Origin of the sequence: Actinacidiphila glaucinigra (assembly GCF_900188405.1) — a bacterium.
Classification (GTDB): Bacteria; Actinomycetota; Actinomycetes; order Streptomycetales; family Streptomycetaceae; genus Actinacidiphila; species Actinacidiphila glaucinigra.
The window spans coordinates 83480-106033 of the sequence record NZ_FZOF01000012.1; the positions used below are offsets into that span (position 1 = coordinate 83480).

Sequence of the window (22554 nt, forward strand, 5' to 3'; positions counted from 1 at the left end):
TCCCCCGCCGGCGGATCCGGCGGATCAACTTCCGGATCCCCGCAGGGCGTCGGAGTCCACCGTGCCGTCCACGACGCCCAGGGCCAGTTCCGCCAGCCGTACCCGGTGGGCGCGCGCGTACCACCGCAGCGCCGTGAACGCCTCGTCCACACCGACGCCCCAGCGTTCCGCCAGCATGCCCTTGGCCTGCTCCAGCACCACCCGGCTGTCCAGCGCGGCCTGCAACTGGGCGGCCAGCGACTCCTGCCGCTGCCGGGCCCGTTCCTGGAGTATCCCGATGGCGGCGGCGTCCGCGAACGCCCGGGCCAGTGCCACGTCACCGCCCGGAGGGTCCCCGGGCGCCCCGCGGAACAGGTTCAGCGCCCCGATCACCTCGGCCCGGCGCCGCAGCGGTACGGCGTACGTGGCGTGGAAGCCCCGGTCGCGGGCGAGCGGGGCGAAGCGCGGCCAGCGGTCGTCGCAGCGCGCCAGGTCCGGGGCCGTGACCACGTCGCAGCCGCGGTAGCAGTCCAGGCACGGTCCCTCCTCCCGCTGACGCACCAGGAGTTCGCCCGCCCCGCCGCAGCCGGCCGAGGTCCGCAGCTCGCCGCGCCCGTCGGCCAGCAGCAGCCCGGCCGCCGTCACGTCCAGCAGTTCCACGCAGCGGTCGGCGACCCGCTCCAGGAAGACGCCCACGTCGAAGTCGCCCTCCAGGGTGTCGGCAAGCTCCACGAAGACCTCGGCGAGCCGCAGCTCGCGCGCCCTGTGCGTCGGGTGCTCTGTCACGTCCGGCTCCAGCCCTCGGCGGCCACGGTTTCGCCGGGGGATTCTGCCATGGGAGCGAACCGCGGCATTCGACCTCAAAGACGCCGACTGACCCGATACGAGGGCCCGTTGGCGGTTCGGTATGTCAGGATTGGCGGCGACCGGTCTCGTCCCGCCATCCAAGGGGGAGTGGATGTTCGGCACCAACACCGGCCCGCTGCGCAGAGCGGCCTGCGCCGTGTCCGCCGCCGGACTGCTCTCCGTGGCGCTCGGCGGCTGCTTCGGCACCGGCAAGCCCGGGGGGAGCCAGGGCAAGGGCGGCGGCAGCAGCAGCCCCCAGAGCACCAGCACCGCGGGGGCGCCGTTCTGGGTCAACCCCGACACGCCCGCGGCCCGGCAGACGGCGCAGTGGCGCAAGGACGGCCGGGAGGGCGACGCCGAGCTGCTGGAACGGATCGCCGGCCGGCCCGTCGCCGAGTGGATCGGCCAGGACGACGCCGGGCAGCGGGCCCGGCGCTACACCGAGGCCGCCGCCCGCGACGGCCGGGTCCCCGTGCTCGTGCTGTACAACATCCCGCACCGCGACTGCGGTCAGTACTCCCAGGGCGGTGCCGCCGACGGCGCCGCGTACCGCGCCTGGGCGGACGAGGTCGCGGCCGGCATCGGCGACCGCGAAGCGCTGGTGGTGCTCGAACCGGACGCCCTCACCCACATCGTCGACGGCTGCACACCTGCGGAGTTCCACGACGAGCGCTACGCCCTGCTGACCCACGCCGTGGACACCCTGGGCGCGTTGCCGCGCGTGCGCGTCTACCTCGACGCCGGCAACGCCGGCTGGGTCACCGATCCCGCGCGCCTGGCGGGCCCGTTGCGCGCCGCCGGCATCGCCGGGGCCGACGGCTTCGCCCTCAACACCTCGAACTTCTACACCACCGCCGCGAACACCGCGTACGGCAGGAAGCTGTCGGCGCGGCTCGGCGGCGAGCACTTCGTCATCGACACCAGCCGCAATGGCCGCGGGCCCCTCGACGGCGCCCACGACGAGGCCTGGTGCAACCCGCCCGGCCGGGGCCTGGGCAGCCCGCCCACCACCGACACCGGTGACGAACTCGTCGACGCCTACCTGTGGATCAAACGCCCCGGCGACTCCGACGGCACCTGCAAGGGCGGCCCCCGGGCCGGTGACTGGTGGCCCGAGTACGCCCTGGGACTGGCCCGGCGCGCGGCCTCCTGACCCCGCGCCGGGTCCCTCCCGTCAGGTCACCCGCACCCAGCGGGCCTCGGAGGGCGTGCCCTCGTCGTCGGTGACGACCAGCATGTACCAGCCCGGCGGCACGATCGACGGGTCCTCGGGGACGGTCACGCTCACCGACCCCTCGCCGTGCTCCACGTCCAGCGCGATCGACCGCTGCTCCACGTCGGTGGCGTGGGTGACCGCGCTCGGCCGCATCAGCCGCGCCGTCTCGATGTGCTCCGCGTACGCGGTCGCGTAGGTGGCCGTGCCGCCGCGCCGGACGGCCGCCGGGCCCGCGCCGAGCGAGGGCCGGGAGTCCCGGTAGCGGTACGGCGGGGTGTAGACCTCGATCCGCTGCTCGAAGAAGCCCGGCTTGGTGTCGGCCGCGTCGCCGAAGAGCGGATTGGAGCCGAAGACCGCGACCCGCCCGTCGGGCAGCAGCAGCGCCTCGGAGTGGTAGTTGCGGCCCACGGACGGGTCGGCGGCCTCGCGGAAGGCGTTGTCCGCCGGGTCGTAGATCTGCGCCCGCAGGATGTCGCTGCCGCCGCGGCCCCGGTAGTCACGGGAGCCGCCGGTGGTGAACAGGGTGTCGTCCGGCAGGATCACCGTGTTCAGGTAGCGGGTGGGCTCGGGCAGGTCGGGACCCGGCGTGTACCGCGGGTCCGCGGCGTCCAGGTCCACCACGGCGGTGCGGGTGGTCGAGGAGCGCGACTCGCCGACCCCGCCGCCGCCCAGCACCATCACCTTCTGGTCCTGCGCGGGCGGCAGCAGCACCGAGCCGGCCGTCTCCAGGTCCTTGGCGTCCTTCAGCCCGGAGACCTCGGTGAAGCGGTTGGTGCGCAGGTCCCACACGCCAGGGACCCGGCCCTCGTCGGCCGGCCCGTACCCCGCGTTGGCGCCCGAGTAGAAGATCTTCCCGCCCTTCATCAGGAAGAGTGCCGGGTAGGTGGGGAAGTAGCGCTCGGTGGTGTACGTCCACCTCCGGGTACCCGGGTCGTAGATCTCGTTCTTGCCGGGGACGACCTGGCCGATGTCGTCCAGCCCGGAGACCGAGAGCACCCGGCCGTCGGCGAGGGTGACCAGCGTCGGGTACCAGCGGGCCTCGTTCATCGGGTCGACCGGGACGTAGCGCTCGGCGACCGGGTCGAACTCGTAGGCCTGCCTGATCCCCTGGAAGTCCTTCTTGTCCAGGCCGAGCTTGGTGGCCAGCCCGTAGAAGTTCTCCCCGTCCTCGCCCGCCAGCCCCTGGATTTCGTACTGCGCCGCGGTGTTGACGATGCCCTTCTCGCCCTTGACCAGCGACTGCACGAACACCCGCGCCTCGCTCGCCGTGACGGTGACCTCGCCGGTCCGGGCGTCGGCGGTCTTCTTGGCGCGGGGCACGTTGACGGCGAACTCCGACCGGAAGGAGCGGCCGTTCTCGTTGTTGGCGAAGACCGTGCCCTTGGGGAAGTTCCGCGGCTTGTCCGGGTCCTCGTTCTTGATGAGCATCGCGCCGCCCGCCCGGTCCACGGCCTCCTTGAGCTTCTCGTAGCGGGCGGTGCCGCCGGCCACCAGCAGGGTGCCGTCGGCCAGTTGCGTGTGACCGGCGCAGAACATGTCCTTGGGGGTGCCGATCTCCCTGAAGGTGTTCTCGGCCGGGTCCCAGAGCACGCTCTTGAAGGACTTGGCCTTGAAGTTCCGCTCGTCGTTGCCGGAACCGGCGATCAGCAGCACCTTCCCGGTGCGCAGCAGCGCCGCGTGGATGGCGTTGACGCGGAACTCCTCGGGGACCTCGACCCGGTCCCAGTGGCCGTACTCGGCCTTGTACCCGGGCTGGTTGATCTTGTATTCGTGGTACTTCGCGGCGGAGTAGCCGTGGATCGCGGGCGCGTTCATCCCGGCGAGCACGCCCACGGCCGTGCCTCCGACGGCTATCTTCCGCAGTCTGCGGCTGGGTCGGTAGCTCATCGGGCGGCGCTCCTGGAACGTACGAGGGACAGGGACCAGACGGCGACCGGCGCCAGCGCCAGGAGGAACGCCAGCGTGGCCCACGTGCGCATCGCCACGTGGGTGTGGCCGTTGAGGAAGCTGGCGGCGAGCGAGCCGCCGAAGACGAGCAGCCAGAACAGGTGGATGCGGAAGGTGGACAGCAGCCGGTCCGGGCTCGCGGAGTCCCCCTTGGGGGTGACCACGAATCTGCTCTTGCGCCGCAGCACCGCGTCCATCAGCGAGCGGGCGTAGATCGGCGCGGACAGCGCCGACATCACCATGCCCGCCGCGCCCGAGGAGCCCTCCGGCTCGTGCGGGCTGACGTTGTGCCGCCGGTTCCAGACGTACAGGCCGATCTGCAGCGCCGCGGCGTCGCTGTACAGCATCATCCAGACCTCGGAGTCGATCTGGATGCCGGAGGCGCCGAGACCGAGGAAGAGCGCGCAGCTGAGGCCGCCCAGAACCCAGTTGACCGCCGTCATCGGGTAGTAGACGACCATCAGCGAGTAGTTGAGCAGGCGCCCGGGGGAGAGGGTGAACGGCACCTTCCAGAACTGCTTGATCAGCGTCTCGTAGGTGCCGCGGCTCCAGCGCAGCTGCTGGGTGAAGAAGTCGGTCCAGGAGGACGGTCCCTCGCCGACGGCGAGGACGTCCGGGGTGTAGACCGAGCTCCACTTGCGGCCCGTGGCGGGGTTGCGGTGCCGGTGCAGTTCCAGGCCGGTGGCCATGTCCTCGGTGATGGAGTCGTACAGCCCGCCGACGCTCTTGACGGCGCTGATGCGCACCGCGTTGTTGGTCCCCACGAACATGGGGGAGCCGTAGCGGTTGCCGGCCCGCTGGATGAGCGCGTGGAAGAGGAACTGCTGGCTCTCGGCGGCCTTGGTGACCGCGCTGTCGTAGTTGCCGTAGACCTGCGGCCCGACGACGAAGGCGACGTCCGGGTCGCGGAAGTAACCGAGCATCCGCTCCAGGAAGTTGGGGAGCGGGACGTGGTCGGTGTCGACGGAGGCGAAGAAGTCGTAGTCGTCGCCGTGGGCGTCGAGCCAGGCGTTGTAGTTGCCGTGCTTGGTGCGGGCGCGGAAGGCGCCGCTGGGGCGGTTCCAGCGTTCGACGCCCTTGCGGGTGAAGTGGCGTACGTTCAGGCGCTCGCACAGGCGCTTGACGTCGGGGTCGTCGCCCTCGTCCAGGAGCCAGATGTGCAGGGTGCCGCGGTGGCGCAGGCGGACCGCGGCCTCCAGGGTCGCCCGCACCATCGCCAGGGGCTCCTTGCCCGGGACGAAGGTGGTCACGAAGGCGACCTTGCTGCCCCTCTCGGGGACCACGGGTACCGGATCGCGCGCGACGAGCGTCGCGTGGGCGTTGGACGTCACGTTGATCAGCCGGAAGAGCTCGATCAGGCCGATGGATATCAGCATCACGGCGTCGCAGGCGACCATCCAGCCCGGCGCGTTCTCCCGGCGGGTCCAGTGGGCCGGCTGCATCAGCCAGACGAGCAGCACCGCCGAGAGCACCGGGGCCGCGCCGAGCAGCAGTGCCGCGCGTATCCGGTGGGGCTCCTCGGAGAGCAGGCTGCGGTACTTCACCCGGTACGGGACGCCGGGCTCCGGTTCGGTGAGCGGGCCCGCGAGTCTGCTGTAGTGCTCGTAGTCGTACCGGGGCGCGGCCGCGCCGGGGTCCGGCCGGGACGGGCCGGGGTGGGACTGCTGGGGTATGACGGGCACGGGCGTTCCGGCCCGAGGGTCGGTCGTGTACTGCTGGGCGCCGGGTGTCGGCGGCATGTGGATGCTCCCCCCGAAGCATGTCGCGCCGCTGTCGCGGCGGTGTTGGTGCCCCGGGCGCTGCGGCCCCCCGCCCCCGGGGCATGCGTGGGCGTTCTGTGGCCTCCGGGTCGCGTGAGGCTGGCTATGACTCGTCAACGACCGGACGACCGTGAGGTAACGCCTGAATTCACCCCCCTCGCCCCCTGAGGGCCGCCCCCGGGCCCCCACACGAAAAAGCCGCCGAAACGGACCCGTTCGTTCACCGGTAAGGGCGCATAGGTCCGTTTGGCGCATACATGTCCTGCGGACCCAGCCTCCCTGAATGCCCGTCTTGATCGCAAGGTGTGAAACGAGTTGTTAACCGGTCGTATGAGCGATTTGGTCCCGTTGTGGGCGGGTGGCCGGCGGCAGGGACCGTACGGCCGTCGAGCGCTCCCCCCGGCCCGCGGGCCGGCGGCTCAGGACTCCTCGGCCGCCTCGTCCTCGGCCGCCGGCGCCCCCATCCGGGCCAGCAGCAGGGCTACGTCGTCGTCGGGCGACTGCAGCCCGGCGCCCAGGACCACGTCGCAGGTGTCCTCCAGCGTGCGGCGGCGGCTCTTGAGCTTGAGGACGCGCATCAGCGTGCGCAGCCCCACGTCGATGGACTGCCGCCGGTCCTCGACCAGCCCGTCGGTGAACAGCGCCAGCAAGGTGCCCTCGGAGAGCTTGCGCTCCACGGTGCGGAAGCGGATCCCGCCGACGCCCAGCGGCACCGCGCTGGGCAGGTCGATCAGCTCGGCGCGGCCGCCCGGCGGCACCAGCACCGGCGGCAGGTGCCCGGCGGTGGAGAACTGGCAGCGGCCCGTCGCGGGGTCGCAGACGGCGTAGACGCAGGTGGCGATGAAGTCGCCCTCGGCGCTGCCGGTGATGTTGTCGAGGTGCGCCAGCACCTCGTGCGGCGGCAGGTCGAGCCGGGAGAAGGCCCGGGTCGCCGTGCGCAGCTGGCCCATGATCGCCGCCGCGTGCAGGCCCTTGCCCATCACGTCCCCGACGATCAGCCCGACCTTGCCGTCCCGCAGCTGCAGGACGTCGTACCAGTCCCCGCCGACCTCCCGGACGGCGGGGATGTAGCGGGCGGAGATCTCCATCCCGTCCACACGCGGCGGCTCGTGCGGCAGCAGACTGCGCTGGAGGGTGAGGGCGGCGTTGCGCTCGCCCGCGTACAGCCGCGCGTTGTCGATGGAGATCGCGGCCCGGGCGGCCAGCTCCAGGGCCAGGGTCCGGTCCTCGTCGTCGAAGGGCTTCTGGTTGCGGGTGCGGAACATCCCGACCACCCCCAGCACCTCGCCACGGGCGATGAGCGGCGCGGCGAGGTAGGAGTGCGCCCCCGCCCGTTTCAGCTGGGCCGCGGCCCGGTCGTCGCGGGCTATGCGGCGCAGCATGCGGCTGCTCACCCGGTGCACGACCACCGGCAGGCCCTCCCGCACGGTCTTGGTGATCAGCCGGTCGTCGGTGTACCGGGCCAGCTCGCCGACCGGGTCGACGGCGCCGATCGCCTCACCGGAGTCGGCGGCCGCGACGGCCAGCGCCCGGAACTCGGCGGACTGCTGCGCGCGCACCTTCGGCACCGGGCCGCCCCGCAGCACCTCGTCCAGCACGTCGACGGTGGCGATGTCGGCGAGCGTCGGCACCACCACCGAGGCCAGCTCCTGCGCGGTCTGCTGCAGGTCCAGCGTGGTGCCGATCCGGGTCCCGGCCTCCGCGATCACCGCGAGCCGGCCGCGGGCCTCGGCGATCTCCTCGGCCGCCTGGTGGCGCTCGGTGAAGTCAGCGATCGACGCGGCCAGGCCCAGCACCCGCCCGGTGGCGTCCTGGATCCGGTAGTACGAGATCGACCAGGCGTGGTCGTGCTCCTGGTCGGCGTACGTCCTGACCACCGTGTCCAGGTCCAGCAGCGGTTCCCCGGTCTCCAGCACCTCCCGCATCCTGGCCTCGATCGCCCGGAACTCCGACCCCCGCGAGATCTCGCGCACCCGGCGCCCCAGCATGGCGGCGGCGGGCAGGCCGTGCAGCTCCTCCATGGCCCGGTTGACCCGGACGATCCGCAGGTCGGTGTCGAAGACGGCGAGCCCGATCGGGGACTGGTCGACGAGGCTGCTGGACAGCGCCATGTCCGTCTCCACGCGCCGCACCGTGGACAGGTCGGCGCCCAGGCCCAGCGCGTAGACGCCGCCGTCCACGTCGTGCATCCGCATGTTGCGGAACTCGACGTCCCGGGTCGTGCCGTCGGCGTGCACGATCGGGAACACGCCCTGCCAGATGGCACCCGCCCTGACCTGCTTGAACAGCTCGGTGACCAGCTCCAGCTTGTCCGGCGCCACCAGCAGCAGGCCGGCGTTCTGGCCGAGGGCCTCTTCCGCCGAGTAGCCGAACAGTCGTTCGGCCTCCGGGCTCCACAGCACGATGTGACCGGTGCGGTCCAGCACCATCGCCGCGACCTGCAGAAGGTCGAGCAGGCCCCCGGGCGAGGCGGCCTCCGGACTCGGCCGGGCCTCCCTGCCCGTGCCGGGCGGCGGCGGATCGTGCGCGTGCATGGCCTCCTCGTGAGCCCCCGTAGAGCTCTCACATCATCGTTACGGGATATTTTCGCACCGAGTCAACCAGGATGCCGCGCTTGTCGCACAAACGAGCGAGGGCGCCCTTCCCGAAGGAAGGGCGCCCTCTCGCTGTGCGCCGCCAGGGACTCGAACCCCGAACCCGCTGATTAAGAGTCAGCTGCTCTGCCAGTTGAGCTAGCGGCGCTCACCGACAGAGAGGATCCTACCCGACCTGCGGAGGTGCTTCCGACCACGTCGTCCAGGAGCGCGGGGTCGTCGTCCAGCCAGCCGAGGCGCACCATCTTCACCCCGGCCTGGAAGCGGCTGTCGGCCCCTATCTGCTGCATCAGCTCGGCCACTATCCGCCGCACGGTCCGGTCGGACAGCCCCAGCTTCCGGCCGATGGCCTCGTCCGTCAGCCCCGAGGCGAGCAGCCGGACGACCTCGCGGTGGCGCGCGGCGGGCGCGGCGCCGACGTCGTCGGTGAACAGGTCCGAGGCCGCGGCCCAGCAGTGCTCGAACATCTGCCGCAGCACGGCCACCATGGCGGGGCTGCGCAGGACCATGGCGGAGCCCGCGTCGCCGTCGCCCCCGCCTTCGTCGAGTCCGAGCGCCGGCACGACGGCGAGGGTGTGGTCCACGATGATCATCTTCATGGGCAACGTCGCGGTGGTGCGCACCTCGCCCCCGTCGTTGACGAAGGTCCGCAGATGCGTGCGGATGTTCGGGACCGCTGCCGCGGTGGCCAGGTAGATGGACCGCTGGCGGACGCCGCGACTGAGCGCGTCGCGGTTGCGGGAGTCGCCCAGGTGCTCCTCCTGCACGCTCGCGTGCATCGAGAGGATCTCGGTGGTGACGGTGCTGGCCGCCTCGTCCAGGATCGCCGCGATCTGCGCCGGCTGCACTGCCACCTCGACGCGGGCCTCCGCGAGATGACGCATGTGCACCGGCTGGAAATCGGCCGCCACGCGGCTCAGGGCGGTGTGGGCGTTCGTGATCGTCTGGACGAGATCGTCGGTGCGTCGCCGGCTGCCCTCGATCAGCTGGGCCATCGCCGTCGCGGGGGAGTGCACCGACCAGCCGCTGCGGGAGGAGGGGAACTGCGCCGCGAGTCCCAGATCCGCCAGGCAGCGCACCGCCGCGTCCAGTTCCTCGTGCGACCAGCCGGTGAGTGCACAGACGCTTTCGGGCGCCCAGTCGGCGTCGGCGAGAGCCAGGGCGTAGAGTTCCTGCGCCCGGGCGCGCAGAAGGTCGTCGGTCACTGCTCGCACCCCCAATGCTTCACGTCACCCCCGGCTTCGATCAGGTTAAGGGGCGGGGCTCGTGTATGGACCCTTCGGGGCCCATCCGGTCCCATGTGTCCGCATAGGGCCATGTCCGAATCCGGAACGCGAAAACTACAGACCAGCGGCCCGGCGTCCGACACAATTCAGTCAGTCGTACGGTTCCCCCAGACCGGACCGGCACCCCCAACCAGCAATACCCCAGCTCACACCCCCAGGACAGGTCTGCCATGTCATCGATTCGTCGCAACGCCCTCCGTGTAGTACTGGGCGTCGCTGCCGCCATCTCATTGGGGTTGATCGGCGCGACAACTGCTTCGGCGCAGCCCGCAGTACAGGGCGACATCGTCTGGGCGGCTCCCAACGACATCGTCTGGTAGCCAACCGGCGGGCAGTACCTCCAAAGACAACAGCATCCCCCCCAAAAGCCACACCCCCTCCCCCCACGCTGATGGGCCCGGCATACCTCCCCCCTCTTGCCGGGCCCTTCAGCATGCCCGCGTGCGGGGGGTGTCCGCGCGTTCGGCCCGAGCTGATCAGGGCCGGCTCCGGGGCCGGCGGCAGTGGTCATGAGCACCCCCTCCGACCCCGTATGATTGTCCTGCACGCGCCGCTAGCTCAACTGGCAGAGCAGCTGACTCTTAATCAGCGGGTTCGGGGTTCGAGTCCCTGGCGGCGCACAGCGACAGGGCGCCCCTCCTCCGGGAGGGGCGCCCTTCGTCGTGTTCCGGTGTGCGCGGTGCGCGGTGCGCCGTACGGCGTCCGGCGTCAGAGGGTCAGCGAGAGCAGCACCGGCGCCGCGCGCTCGTTGAGGGTGTCGGCCGCGCCCTTGAGGCGGTGGGCCTGGGTGACGGGGAGGGAGAGGGCGAGGCAGCCGACCGTCTTGCCGACGGTGATCGGGATGGCGGCGCAGACCGTGCCGATCGCGTACTCCTGGAGGTCCAGGGTGGGCGTGCTGGCCGGCTGGCTCTCCAGCTTGGTCAGCAGCAGCTTCTCGCTGATCGTGGTCTTGGACGTGAGCCGTACGGTCTTGTGCCGGGACAGGTGGTCGCGGCGCCCGTTGTGGTCGAGTTGGGTGAGCAGGCACTTGCCGACCGCGCTGGCGTGGGCGGCGAAGCGGAAGTCCACCCACTCGTTGACCTTGGGTGCTTCCGGGCCGTCCGCGAAGTCGATGATCTTGACCTCGCCGTCGTCGTAGCGGCTGAAGTAGACGGCCGCGCCGACCTCGTCGCGCAGCGTCATCAGGATCTTCTTGATCTTCTCGCCGAGCGCCAGGTCGCGGCTGGCGCTGCCCAGCAGGACCAGCGACTCGCCGACCGCGTAGCCGCCGCCGGGCAGGGCGTTGAGATAGCGCTCGCGGTTGAGCATGGCGAGGAGTTGGCCGAGATAGCCGATGGGTACCCCGATTTCGCGGGCGAGCTGCTCGGCGGTGACGCCGTTCCTGTGCTTGTCCACGGTCTCGAGCACGCGCAGCGCGTGCTGGACCGCGTAGACCGGCGCGACCTGTCGGTGCTCAAGCGCCACGGTGTCCCCCTACAGGTGTGACCGTTTGCGTCCTTGCTGTAGCTGCTGGTCACGGCTGCCGGGCACGACAGCCGGGCCCGGCAGCCGGGCCGTATTCCACGATAGCCTCAATGTGGTTTGCAGTAGAGCCCGTTGGAGCTTTATGTGGCGGGCCGCAGGCGTATACGCAGGAACGGGCCACTCTGGCATATGCCAAGGGCACGGACCAATTTTTCGTCAGAGCACCGCACCGAGGAATTCCCGGGTCCTGCCGTGCTCCGGGGAGCCGAAAATCCGCTCCGGCGGACCGGACTCGACGACCCGTCCGCCGTCGAACATCAGTACGCGGTCCGAGACGTCCCGGGCGAACCCCATCTCGTGGGTGACGCAGAGCAGGGTGATGTCCGTGCCGTGGGCGATGTCCCTGAGCACGTCCAGCACACCGGCGACCAGTTCGGGGTCGAGCGCCGAAGTGACCTCGTCCAGCAGCAGGATGTCGGGCCGCATCGCGAGCGCCCTGGCGATGGCCACCCGTTGCTGCTGGCCGCCGGAGAGCCGGGTGGGGTGGGCGTCCTGCTTGTCGGCGAGTCCCACCAGTTCCAGCAGCCCGCGGGCGCGCTCGGCGGCCTCGTCGCGGTCCATTCCGAGCACGTGCACCGGGGCCTCGGTGACGTTGTCCAGCACCTTCATGTTCGGGAAGAGGTTGAAGTGCTGGAACACCATGCCGATCCTGCGGCGTCTGGCGCGCAGGTGCCTCTCGTCGGCCGGGACGAGCCGGCCGCCGCGGCCCGGCATGTGCGAGAAGGGCTCCCCGTCCACATGGACGACGCCCTCGGTGACCCGCTCCAGGGTCATCAGCAGCCGCAGGATGGTCGTCTTGCCCGAACCGCTCGGGCCGATCAGGGTGACGCGCTCGCCGCGGCCGACCTCCAGGTCGAGATGGTCGAGCACGGTGTTGTCCCCGTACCGCTTGACCACCTGGTCGAAGCGGACGGCGGGCGCCGCGGCGCCGGACTCGGTGGGGGTGGGGGACTCGTCAGTGAGCAAGGCGCTTCTCCAGCTTCCGCATGAGGATCGAGGTGGGGCAGCTCGCGACCAGGAAGACCAGGGCGGCGAGGGTGAACGCCTCCAGGTAGGCGAAGTGGTCACTGCCGAAGCGGTTCGCCTCGTGCACCATCTCGTTGACGGTGATGACCGACAGGAACGGCGTCTCCTTGAACATCGAGATCACGTAGTTGCCGAGGGCGGGCACGATCTTCCGCAGCGCCTGCGGCAGCACCACGGCGAACCAGGTGCGCACGGGCGGCAGGGACAGCGCGACGGCCGCCTCCCACTGCCCCTTGGGCACCGCATCGATGCCCGCCCGGTACACCTCCGAGGTGTACGTCGCGTAGTGCACGCCCAGCACGGCTATCCCGATCACGAGCGGGTCCAGCCCCGGGACCAGCACCCACACCGCGAACAGCTGGATCATCACCGGCGTCGAGCGCACGAACTCCACGGCCGCCCGCAGCGGCAGCGTCACCCAGCGGCTGGGCGTGCGCCGCAGCACCGCGATGCCCAGCCCCAGCACGACGGCGAGCAGCGAGCCGAACACCGTGGCCAGCAGGGTGATCCCGAAGCCGTGCAGGATCAGCGGCAGGCCCTCGCGGGCCGTCTCCCAGCTCCACATCAGGCCCGACCTCCCGCCGGCTGTCCGAGCCGCGCCTTGGCCACGGACTCCAGGCCGTTCATGGCCAGGGTGAGCGCGTAGGCGAGGACGAAGTAGACGACCAGGAGCAGCAGGTACGCGGTCGCGGTGTCACCGGTGGTCGAACGGAGCTGGTCCATCTGGAAGGTGACGTCGGAGATGGTGATCAGCGACATCAGCGGGGTGCACTTCAGCAGCTGGATCAGCAGGTTGTTGAAGGGCGGGATCATCTGCGGCCAGGCCTGCGGCAGGACCACCAGGCGCATCCGCTGCCAGGGCGTCATGCTCAGCGCCACCGCCGCCTCCCGCTGCCCGCGGGGCACGGCGTCCAGGGCACCCCGCACGACCTCCGAGCCGTACGCCCCGTAGTTGAGCCCGAAGGCGACCACGGCGCAGGCGAGCGGCACGAGCTTGAAGCCGAGGATCGGCAGCGCGAAGAAGAGCCAGAACATCTGGACGTACAGCGAGGTGCCGCGGAAGAACTCCACGACCACCCGGGAGCTCCCGCGCACCAGCAGCCGCCGCGAGCGCGCCATGAAGCCGAGGACGAAGGCGAGCAGCAGCGCGAGCGCCGCGCCCAGGACGGTGGCCTGGACGGTGACCCACAGACCCGCCCCGACGCTCGGCAGCGAGTGCGTGAACTCCGTGAGGCCGGACAGGGGTTCACCGGCGTGGAAGGCGTACGGATACGAGGACAAGGCGCCGCCTCAGGCCTTGCACAGCTGGGCGGTGCGCAGCGTCGCCGGCGGGACCTCGGCCTTGGTGAAGCCGTACTTGCCGATGAGGGAGGTGTAGCGGCCGGGGTCGGCGGTGATCTTCCCCAGCTCCTTGTTGAACGCGTCGCGCAGCCCCGTCGCGCCGGGCCGGAACACCGCGCCGCCCGGGCTGTACTGCCTGCGGCCGCCGACCACCGGCAGGAAGGGGTCGAGCACCTCCACCGCGGCGCCGTCGTTGGTGCGGGCCAGCCAGCGCAGCGAGATCCCGGTCAGCGCGAAGGCGTCGATCCGGTCGGCGAGCAGCGCGTCCACCCCGTCCTGCTGCTTGGCCAGGGACTTCACCGAGGTCAGGGGTACTCCGGCGGCGTCCGCGTAGTCCGCCTCGACCGCCGCGCTCAGCACGCCGACGGTGGCCTTCTCGCGAGCGCAGGACAGCAGGTCGCTCAGGCCCTTGGGGTTGCCCTCGCGGACCATCAGGGCGGTCGGCGAGACGAACTCGGGCTCGGAGAAGATCACCTTCCGGCAGCGGTCGGGGGTGATCGCCATCCCGGCGCTGACCACGTCGAAGCGGTCGGCCGTCAGGCCCGGTATGAGCGCGCCGAAGTCGGTGAGCGTGGGCCGCAGTTCCGGCACGCCGAGCGCCGTGAAGATCTCCCCGTGGAGGGTGGGCGCCTCGCCGGCCAGCTCGTTGCCGTCCCGGTACCCGTAGGGTGCCTCGCCCGCGAAGCCGACCCGGACGTACCCCTGCTTCCTGAGCGTGGCCAGCAGATCGCCGTCGCCGGTGGGCGCGCCGGTGCCGGCCTGCGTACGGCTGCACGCCGCCAGCAGCCCCGGGACCGCGGCGAGACCGCCGACGGCCGCGGTACGCGAGAGGAAACCTCTGCGGGACAGTGAACTGCGCTCCGACATGAACCAGACCTCCGGTAGTTCGCTTCCGTGCGGCGTGACCACACGAGGGCCGCGCCTACCCCGGCGTACGGGGGGCATTCATGCGAATCTGGTGGGGTACCCGATGTCCGGAACGTCCGCGAGAGGCAGGGAGCTGCCATGAGCGACAGCACCGAAGGGAACGGCAAGCGCGAGCAGCTGGTCGTGGAGCGGGTGCCGAAGGCACTGCTCGTCGGCGGCCGCTGGCGGCCGGCGAGCGACGGGCGCGAGTACGAGGTGGAGGACCCGTCGACCGCGCGGTCGCTGTGCGCCGTGCCGGACGCCGGGGCGGAGGACGCCAAGGCGGCCATGGACGCCGCGGCCGCCGCGCAGGAGGGATGGGCGGCCACGGCGCCGCGTGAGCGCGGCGAGATCCTCCGCCGGGCCTTCGAGCTGATCGTGGAGCGGCAGGAGGAACTCGCCCTGCTGATGACGCTGGAGATGGGCAAGCCGGTCGCCGAGTCCCGCAGCGAGGTCCTGTACGCCGCCGAGTTCTTCCGCTGGTTCTCCGAGGAGGCGGTGCGGATCGAGGGCGACTGGCGCACCGCGCCCGACGGCAACGGCCGGATCTGGGTGATGCGCCGGCCCGTGGGCCCGGCGCTGCTGATCACCCCGTGGAACTTCCCCATGGCGATGGGCACCCGCAAGATCGGCCCCGCCGTCGCCGCGGGCTGCACCATGATCGTCAAGCCGGCCCACCAGACCCCGCTGTCCATGCTCGCCCTCGCGGAGATCCTCGGGCAGTCCGGGCTGCCGGACGGCGTGCTCAACGTCCTCACCACCTCCCGCCCCGCGGAGATCAGCGACCCGCTGACGGAGGACCCGCGGCTGCGCAAGCTCTCCTTCACCGGGTCCACGGCCGTGGGACGCAAGCTCATCGAGCTCAGCGCGCGGCAGGTGCTGCGGACCTCCATGGAGCTGGGCGGCAACGCCCCCTTGATCGTCTGCCGGGACGCCGACCTGGAGAAGGCCGTCGAGGGCGCGGCGATCGCCAAGATGCGCAACATCGGCGAGGCCTGCACGGCCGCCAACCGGATCTACGTCCACAGCGATCTGGCCGAGGCCTTCACCGGGCGGCTCGCCGAGAAGCTGGGCTCCATGGTCGTCGGCCGCGGCACCGAGCCCGGCACCCAGGTCGGCCCGCTCATCGACGGCGCGGGCCTGGACAAGGTGGACCGCCTGGTGCAGGACGCCGTCTCGGCCGGGGCCCGCGCCGTCACCGGCGGCGCCCCGCTCTCGGACCGCCCCGGGTACTTCTACCCGCCGACCGTGCTGGCCGACGTGCCGACGGACGCGGCGATGCTCCGCGAGGAGATCTTCGGCCCGGTCGCGCCGGTCGTCACCTTCGAGGACGACGACGAGGCGATCCGGCTGGCCAACGACACCGAGTTCGGCCTGGTCGGCTACGTCTTCACGGAGAGCCTGCGGCGCGGGATCCGCTACGCCGAGGAACTGGAGACGGGCATGCTCGGGCTCAACAAGGGCGTCGTCTCCACGCCCGCGGCGCCCTTCGGCGGCGTGAAGCAGTCGGGGACCGGGCGCGAGGGCGGAGCGGTGGGGATCGACGAGTACCTGGAGATCAAGTACGTGGCGGTGGACGTCTGACGGGCGACCGGGTGTGCGCCGCCGCCCACGGCGGCCGCCGGTCCGGGTGGCGTGTCGGTAGGGCCGGGATCGTCTCGCACGACGTCGCGTGCGTTCCGCTGCTGTGGCCGGCGATGTTCCGGCCGGCGGATCTCGTGACCGGGACGTTCGAGGTCGAGGAAGAGGGAGCGGTGCAGGTCACGGCGCCGCCGGCGACGAAGGAACGCGCGCTCGCCCAGCTCGGGGCCGCGCCGGCGGTGCTGAACCGGCTTCGCCGCCTAGGGGAGGCTGGACGCCCACGCAGCCCCGCTGCGGCAGGCGGTCGAGAAGGCGCCCGGCGCATTCGTCACGATCGAGCTCGACGAGATCGAGGGGCGGTGGGAGGAGGGCACCTTCCAGCCCGCGTTCCGTGCCGCACTCGCCTGCTACGACGCAGACCGATCCGGCCGCCGACCGTGCCCGCCCGATCGAGCCGGCACAGCTGCGGCCCGATCGGCCCTGTCCCCCGGCGCGGCTGCTCGTCGACCGGTCGGAAGCGGCGACGACGACCACTGGAACCTCGTGCGGCTCCTGGGCGCGAGTGTCCGAGCGGGGTGCCCTGGGAAACGGGGGCGGCGAGCGGCTGATCCCCGCGTCGCCCGTTCGCGCCGGCGGCCGGCACCGGCGGCCGGCGCCCCGCACCGGCCGCCGCGCGCGGCCGGTCAGGCGCCGCCGGGCAGCCCGTAGGCGTCGGCGATCAGCTCGTAGGAACGCAGCCGCGCGGACGGCGTGTGGGCGTTGGCCGTGATCATCAGCTCCTGGGCGCCCGTGCGGCGTACCAGCGCGTCCAGGCCGTCGCGGACCGCGTCCGGCGTGCCGTGCACCACGTTGCCGAGCCACGCGTCGACGAAGTCCCGCTCGGCCGGGCCGAACTCGTACGCCTCCGCCTCCTCCGGTGAGGGCACCAGGCCCGGGCGTCCCGTGCGCAGCCGCAGCATGGCCAGGGCGCCGGCGAGCACCTGCCGGCGGGCGTCCTTCTCCTCCTCCGCCGCCAGTGCCGCGACGCCGATCAGCGCGTACGGCTCGTCCAGCACCTCGGAGGGCCGGAAGGACCTGCGGTACATCTCCAGCGCCGGTTCGGTGTTCGCCGCGGAGAAGTGGTGGGCGAAGGCGAAGGGCAGTCCGAGGACCGCGGCCAGCCGGGCGCTGAAGGTGCTGGAGCCGAGCAGCCAGATCGGCGGCCGCGCGGACGACTGCACGCCGCCCGGCACGGTGCCCTGCACGGGACCGGGGATGGCATGGATACGGGCGTAGGGGTGGCCGTCGGGGAAGTCGTCGTCCAGGAAGCGGATGAGCTCGGACAGCTGCTGCGGGAACTCGTCCGCGCCCTCGTTCAGCCGGTCGGTGCGGCGCAGCGCCGCGGCGGTGGCGCCGTCGGTGCCGGGGGCACGGCCGAGGCCGAGGTCGATCCGGCCCGGCGCCAGGGCCTCCAGGGTGCCGAACTGCTCGGCGATGACCAGCGGCGCGTGGTTGGGCAGCATGACACCGCCGGAGCCGAGGCGTATCCGCTCGGTGTGGGCGGCGAGGTGGGCGAGGATCACGGCGGGGGAGGAGGATGCGACCCCGGGCATCGAGTGGTGCTCCGCGACCCAGTAGCGGTGGTAGCCGCGGGCCTCCGCGAGCCGGGCCAGTGCGACCCCGGCGACGAGGGCGTCCCTCGCGGTCAGGCCGCTGCCGACGCCCGCCAGGTCGAGGACGGAGAGCGGGACGGGTGCGCTGCCGAGGGTGGTGCCTCGTACCGGGTCGTTCGTGTCCACGTGCCTGTGTCGCCTCCTGCGCCGGTTCCTTGCCTACGGCAACGACCAACCGGGCGGCGGCTCCGGCTATTCCCCGGGTCCTTCGCCGGGGCCCGGTCCGGGGCCCGGCACGTCGCCGCGCAGCGCGGCGATCGCCTCGGGCGGCACGGGACGCGAGTACAGCCACCCCTGCCCGGTGTCGCAGCCGATCCGGCGCAGCCGCTCCGCCTGCTCGGCGTTCTCCACGCACTCGGCGGTCACGGTCAGCCCGAGCCGGTGGGCGAGCTGCACCAGCGCCTCGACGATCGTCTCGTCGGCCGGGTTGGGGTGCAGGCCGTCGCGGAAGCCGTGCACGAAGCTGCCGTCGAGCTTGAGCGCGGAGACCGGCAGCCGGCTGAGGTAGGCCAGGTTGGAGTAGCCGGTGCCGAAGTCGTCGATGGCGATGCGCACGCCCATCTCCTGCAGGGCGTGCAGCGCCTGCAGCGGCCGGCCGGCCGAGCCCATCACCGCCGACTCGGTGAGCTCCAGCTGCAGCAGCCCGGCCGGCAGCCCGGTGTCGTCGAGGATCTCCGCGACGTCGGCGACCAGATCGGAGTCCCAGACCTGGCGCACGGCGACGTTGACGCTGACGAAGATCGGGTCGTCCGGCCAGTCCTTCTGCCACTGCCGGGCCTGGCGGCAGGACTCGGCGAGCACCCAGCGGCCCAGCTGGACGATGGAGCCGTTCTCCTCCGCCAGCGGGATGAAGCGGTTCGGCCCGAGCAGCCCGAAGTGCGGGTGCTGCCAGCGCACCAGGGCCTCGACCCCGCGCAGACTGCCGCTGCCCAGCTCGACCAGCGGCTGGTACTCCAGCGCGAACTCCCCGCGCTCCACGGCCTGCCGCAGGGTGCTGGACAGCGCCTGCTTGGTCATCCGGTGGGCGTTGCGCTCGGGGTCGAAGAGCGTCCAGCGGGCCTTGCCGTCGGCCTTGGCCCAGTACAGCGTGGTGTCGGCGGCCTGCATGATGCCCGTGGCGGTGGCCCCGGCGGCCTCGCGCTCGACGACGCCGATGCTCGCCGAGACCGCCAGGCGCTGCCCGGCGAGGTCGAACGGCAGCTGCAGCGCCGCGAGTACGGACTCGGCGAGGCCGGTGGCCTGCCCGGTGCCGGTGGAGTCCTCGACGAGGACGGCGAACTCGTCCCCGCCCAGCCGTGCGACGAGGGTCCCGCTCCGCGCGAGTCGGGCCGCGCAGTCCGAGAGCCGGCCGGCGACGGCCTTGAGCAGCCGGTCGCCGACCCGGTGGCCGAGGGTGTCGTTGATCGCCTTGAAGCCGTCGAGGTCGAGGTAGCACAGGCCGATCCGGCCGGTGCGGCTGTCCGCGCCCTCCAGGGCGGTGGCGAGGCGCTCGAAGAACAACTGCCGGTTGGGGAGCCGGGTGACCGGGTCGTGCATCCGCAAGTGGCGCAGCTGCTCGCGCAGTTCGCGGGTCTCGCCCAGGTCCTCCACGGACACCAGCGCTCCGCCGGGGACGGGCACCACGACGACCTCGGCCCAGACCGTGCGCCCGTCCGGTCCGCACACGGGTCTGGTGCGGCGCAACTCCCCGCGCCGTCCGGTCAGCACGTCCTCGTACTCGGCGTACTCGGCGTACTCCGGGCTCTCCCCGAGCGGGGGCGCCTCGCCGCCGGCGCCGGTGAGGCCGACCAGCTCCGCCGCGGTGCGGGTGGTGAGCAGCACCGGATCCGCGCCGAGCAGCGCGCCGAACGCCGGATTGGCCTCCCGCACCCGGCCGTCGGAGTCGACCAGCGCCATCGGCAGCCGCGCCACGTTGAAGGCGGCGCGGTAGTCGCGCACCTCCGGGGCGGACCGCTCCTGGACCGACCGTTCCGGGGCCGAAGCATGACGCTGAGTGACCGTCGTGGCCGTCGCCTCGGGTTCGGGGTCCGGGCCTCCCGAGGGTCCGCCCACCGCTGGCTCCCGCATATCTGTCGTCTCGCACACATGGTCGTGGAGGAATCGAATGACCGCCAAGAGGCGGCGTTCATGCTGGAAATGTGCCGATCATAGACGTTGGGGAATTGGCCCGGCCACCGCCGTCGTGGTGATTCTCGGCACGTGGCAGACGATCTTGATCATTTGTGATTGGCCACTGAATTCCATTGATCGGTTTTCGTCACTCATTACGCACTGTAGTGATCGGACGGTAACCCGGGCGGCGCAGCACAACGGGGCAAAACATAGCAAACCGTAGCAGCGTGATGTGGGTGTCCCGACCCCGTACGGGAGGTCCACGTGCCGCTGTCAGGGCTACCCATACGTGCGCATCGGCGGTTCCGCCGGAGCGTCCGCGGGCATGCCCACGGTGGGCTCCGGGCGGTCGTCGCCGCCGTCAGCGTCTTTGCGGCCGTCGTGGCGTGGACGCTGGTCACCGGCCCCGCGGCGGGGGGCTCGGACTCCTCGCTGTGCGCCCTGTCGCGGACCCGGGCCCACCACTCCGAGGGCGTCAGCGCCTGGAACACCGCCTACCCGCGGGCCCGTGGCGACGTTGACGCGCTGATGGTGTTCCTGGCGTTCCCCGACGCCGCCCCCACCATCAGCCCGGGCGAACTGGCGGCCGATCACTTCCCGGCCACCGCCGACTTCTTCGCGCAGGCCTCGTACGGGACCTTCCGGCTGCGGCCGCGGCTGCTGCCGCACTGGCTGCGTATGCCCGCGCCGTCCACCTCGTACGGCATCGGCCGGGACTGGAGCCCGGCCCTGCGCGCCCGCTATCTGCGCGATGCCGTGGTGGCGGCCGACGGGCAGGTGGACTTCTCCCGGTACGGGGTCGTCTACCTGGTCGCCGACCCCGACGCGCCGGGTGTCGACCCCGACGCCACGAAGGTGGTCAACCTGGGCCGGCCGGTCCGGGTCGACGGCGCGGACCTGCACCGCTTCGTCACCGTCTTCGAGGGCCACCCGCCGGACATCAACGTGCTGGCCCACGAGACCGGGCACGCCTTCGACCTCCCCGACCTCTACTACCGGCCGCCCGCGGGCAGCAACGCCGACTGGGACACCCACGTCGGCGACTGGGACCTCATGGGCAGTCAGTTCGGGCTGTCCCCCGACTTCTTCGCCTGGCACAAGTGGAAGCTGGGCTGGCTCCGGCAGTCGCAGGTCCGCTGCGTCACCGAGGGCGGCACGCACACCTTCCGCCTGAGCCCCGTGGAGCAGCCCGGCGGCACCAAGCTGCTGGTGCTGCCCGCGGGGCTGGAGGGCGCCGTCGCCATCGAGGCCCGCGCCGCCCTCGGCAACGACCGCCTCACCTGCAGCCAGGGCGTGCTGATGTACCGCGTCCGGGCCGATGTGTCGTCAGGCGACGGCCCCGTGGACGTCGTCGACGCCCACCCCGCCAGCGACGCCTGCCGGGAGTCCTCGGTGTACCCGCCGCTGGCCGACGCGCCGCTGCGGACGGGAGAGACCTATGCCCTCGGCCGGTCGGCGCGCGTCCACGTCGCCGACCGCCACTCCGACGGGTCCTGGACCGTCCAGGTCACCCAGGGCTGAGGCGATGCGCGGTCCCCGGGCACTCGCGGTCGTGGCGGTGCTCCTCCTCGCGGCAGGCAGCACCGCCGTCACCGAGGGCGTGCCCGCCGCGGCACCGCCGGCCGACCGTCCCTGCGCGCTGCGCGCCGCGCCGGGCGTCACGATGTCCGAGGGCTTCGGCGGCGCGGACGGCCGTCAGTTCGCCCGCGCCACCGGTGAGGTGCGGGCCCTCACCCTGCTCGTCGACTTCCCCGACAAGCACGCCCCCTACAGCGCCGCCGAGCGCTACAGCGAGTTCTTCCCCGCCGTGCGGCACTGGTTCTACCGCGCCTCGTACGGGAAGCTGCGGTACGTCTCCACGCCGGTGCTGCGCTACATCCGCATGCCGAAGCCCTTCCAGTCGTACGGGATAGGGCGCGGCTACGGCTGGCGCACGCACACGGCCATGATGCGGGACCTGCTGCGCGTCGCCGACCGCCGGATCGACTTCTCCGGGTACGACCTGGTCAACGTCCTGGTGACGCCCAACGCCGGGCCGCCCGCGGAACAGGCCGTCCTCTCGGTGACCTGGACCGGCGCCTCGGCCGCCACCACCGACGACGGCACGAGCCTGGACCGGGTCTCGCTGGTCTACGGCCACGACCAGTCCGGCGCGCGGGTGCTCAGCCACGAGAACGGCCACGCCTTCGGGCTGCCCGACCTGTACTCCGTCGAGGACTTCGGGCACACCGACACCCTCGCCGGCCAGTGGGACAGCATGTCCCTGGACTGGGGGCTGCAGGGCGACCTCTTCGCCTGGCACAAGTGGCGGCTGGGCTGGCTCGACGACTGGCAGGTCGTCTGCGTCCGCGACCCGGGAGCCCGCTCGGTGCACCTCACGCCGGTCGAGGTGCCCGGCGGCCGCAAGGCGGCCGTCATCCCCCTCGGCCGGACCCGGGCGTACGTCGTCGAGGCGCGCGCCACCCGCGGCAACGACAGCGAGGCCTGCCGCGAAGGGGTGCTGGTCTACCAGGTGCGCACCGACGTCGACTCGGGGCACGGGCCCGTCACCGTGGAGGACGCCCACCCGCGTACGACCGCCTGCGAGTACAGCAGCGCCACCTTCAACGCGCTCAACGACGCCCCGTTCTCCTCCGGCGGACGCTTCACCGACCGCGCCCGCGGCCTCACCGTCGAGGTCCTCGGCCGCGACCCGGACGACGAGGGCTGGACCGTGCGGATCACCACCTCGCGCCCGCTGTGGGACGGCCCCTAGAGCCGGCGTTCGGGACCCGCGGCCGAAGA

At 72.1% G+C, this 22554-nt stretch carries 17 protein-coding genes and 2 tRNA genes; 6 read left to right on the top strand and 13 right to left on the bottom strand.

All coding sequences use genetic code 11. From position 1 onward, the window contains the following. Positions 1-24: 24 nt before the first annotated feature. Entirely contained in the window at positions 25-765 is a 741-nt protein-coding gene (locus CHF15_RS23570; protein ID WP_089225858.1) for a GAF and ANTAR domain-containing protein, read from the bottom strand. Positions 766-937: 172 nt separating this feature from the next. Here CHF15_RS23570 and CHF15_RS23575 point away from each other — a divergent pair, with 172 nt between their 5' ends. After that, complete coding sequence (locus CHF15_RS23575) at positions 938-1978, top strand: glycoside hydrolase family 6 protein (RefSeq protein WP_089225859.1); 1041 nt, start codon at positions 938-940, stop codon at positions 1976-1978. 21 nt (positions 1979-1999) lie between these two features. Here CHF15_RS23575 and glxA read toward each other — a convergent pair whose 3' ends face one another. The 5 genes from glxA to CHF15_RS46720 form a co-directional block, all read right to left on the bottom strand. Further along, the gene (gene glxA / locus CHF15_RS23580) at positions 2000-3928 is read right to left on the bottom strand and encodes a radical copper oxidase GlxA (protein ID WP_089225860.1); all 1929 of its coding nucleotides are present in this window, start codon (positions 3926-3928) and stop codon (positions 2000-2002) included. Next, complete coding sequence (locus CHF15_RS23585; protein ID WP_089225861.1) at positions 3925-5727, bottom strand: glycosyltransferase family 2 protein; 1803 nt, start codon at positions 5725-5727, stop codon at positions 3925-3927. The genes glxA and CHF15_RS23585 overlap by 4 nt, the downstream gene beginning before the upstream one ends. 440 nt (positions 5728-6167) lie before the next feature. After that, complete coding sequence (locus tag CHF15_RS23590; RefSeq protein ID WP_089225862.1) at positions 6168-8282, bottom strand: SpoIIE family protein phosphatase; 2115 nt, start codon at positions 8280-8282, stop codon at positions 6168-6170. Positions 8283-8417: 135 nt separating this feature from the next. After that, positions 8418-8490, bottom strand: a tRNA-Lys gene (locus CHF15_RS23595). Continuing rightward, positions 8453-8776: a LuxR C-terminal-related transcriptional regulator gene (locus CHF15_RS46720; RefSeq protein WP_375821090.1), complete on the bottom strand. Its 324-nt coding sequence runs from the start codon at positions 8774-8776 to the stop codon at positions 8453-8455. Before CHF15_RS46720 ends, CHF15_RS23595 begins: the two co-directional genes overlap by 38 nt. On the opposite strand from CHF15_RS46720, the gene CHF15_RS45825 reads away from it, so the two are divergent. Beyond that, entirely contained in the window at positions 8688-9038 is a 351-nt protein-coding gene (locus CHF15_RS45825) for a hypothetical protein (RefSeq protein WP_245939000.1), read from the top strand. The two genes, CHF15_RS46720 and CHF15_RS45825, sit on opposite strands and share 89 nt — an antisense overlap. A 1137-nt stretch (positions 9039-10175) precedes the next feature. Then, positions 10176-10248 (top strand) — tRNA-Lys (locus tag CHF15_RS23610). Positions 10249-10336: 88 nt separating this feature from the next. On the opposite strand, the gene CHF15_RS23615 is transcribed toward CHF15_RS23610, so the two are convergent. From CHF15_RS23615 to ehuB, 5 genes are all read right to left on the bottom strand, one after another. Next, positions 10337-11092: an IclR family transcriptional regulator gene (locus CHF15_RS23615; RefSeq protein WP_089225864.1), complete on the bottom strand. Its 756-nt coding sequence runs from the start codon at positions 11090-11092 to the stop codon at positions 10337-10339. A gap of 216 nt (positions 11093-11308) precedes the next feature. Beyond that, positions 11309-12118 carry an ectoine/hydroxyectoine ABC transporter ATP-binding protein EhuA gene (gene ehuA, locus CHF15_RS23620; RefSeq protein WP_089225865.1) on the bottom strand — a complete coding sequence of 270 codons (810 nt, stop codon included), beginning with the start codon at positions 12116-12118 and terminating at the stop codon, positions 11309-11311. After that, positions 12108-12743 carry an ectoine/hydroxyectoine ABC transporter permease subunit EhuD gene (gene ehuD, locus CHF15_RS23625; RefSeq protein WP_089225866.1) on the bottom strand — a complete coding sequence of 212 codons (636 nt, stop codon included), beginning with the start codon at positions 12741-12743 and terminating at the stop codon, positions 12108-12110. Before ehuD ends, ehuA begins: the two co-directional genes overlap by 11 nt. Next, positions 12743-13420 (bottom strand): ectoine/hydroxyectoine ABC transporter permease subunit EhuC, encoded by a 678-nt coding sequence (gene ehuC, locus CHF15_RS23630; protein ID WP_089225963.1) that lies wholly within the window; start codon positions 13418-13420, stop codon positions 12743-12745. Before ehuC ends, ehuD begins: the two co-directional genes overlap by 1 nt. Before the next feature lie 48 nt (positions 13421-13468). Further along, on the bottom strand, positions 13469-14386 hold the full coding sequence (gene ehuB / locus CHF15_RS23635) for an ectoine/hydroxyectoine ABC transporter substrate-binding protein EhuB (protein WP_089225867.1): 918 nt from the start codon (positions 14384-14386) through the stop codon (positions 13469-13471). 138 nt (positions 14387-14524) lie between these two features. Between ehuB and CHF15_RS23640 the strand changes: the two genes are divergently transcribed. Further along, positions 14525-16009 (top strand): NAD-dependent succinate-semialdehyde dehydrogenase, encoded by a 1485-nt coding sequence (locus CHF15_RS23640; RefSeq protein ID WP_089225868.1) that lies wholly within the window; start codon positions 14525-14527, stop codon positions 16007-16009. 680 nt (positions 16010-16689) lie between these two features. Here the strand turns inward: CHF15_RS23640 and CHF15_RS23645 are convergent. Then, on the bottom strand, positions 16690-17784 hold the full coding sequence (locus tag CHF15_RS23645) for an LLM class flavin-dependent oxidoreductase (RefSeq protein ID WP_089225869.1): 1095 nt from the start codon (positions 17782-17784) through the stop codon (positions 16690-16692). Positions 17785-17850: 66 nt separating this feature from the next. Beyond that, on the bottom strand, positions 17851-19725 hold the full coding sequence (locus CHF15_RS23650; RefSeq protein WP_089225870.1) for a putative bifunctional diguanylate cyclase/phosphodiesterase: 1875 nt from the start codon (positions 19723-19725) through the stop codon (positions 17851-17853). A gap of 426 nt (positions 19726-20151) precedes the next feature. Between CHF15_RS23650 and CHF15_RS23655 the strand changes: the two genes are divergently transcribed. Together CHF15_RS23655 and CHF15_RS23660 are read left to right on the top strand one after the other, a co-directional pair. Continuing rightward, positions 20152-21291: a M6 family metalloprotease domain-containing protein gene (locus CHF15_RS23655; protein WP_089225871.1), complete on the top strand. Its 1140-nt coding sequence runs from the start codon at positions 20152-20154 to the stop codon at positions 21289-21291. Positions 21292-21295: 4 nt separating this feature from the next. Next, on the top strand, positions 21296-22525 hold the full coding sequence (locus tag CHF15_RS23660) for a M6 family metalloprotease domain-containing protein (RefSeq protein ID WP_089225872.1): 1230 nt from the start codon (positions 21296-21298) through the stop codon (positions 22523-22525). Positions 22526-22554: the final 29 nt, after the last annotated feature.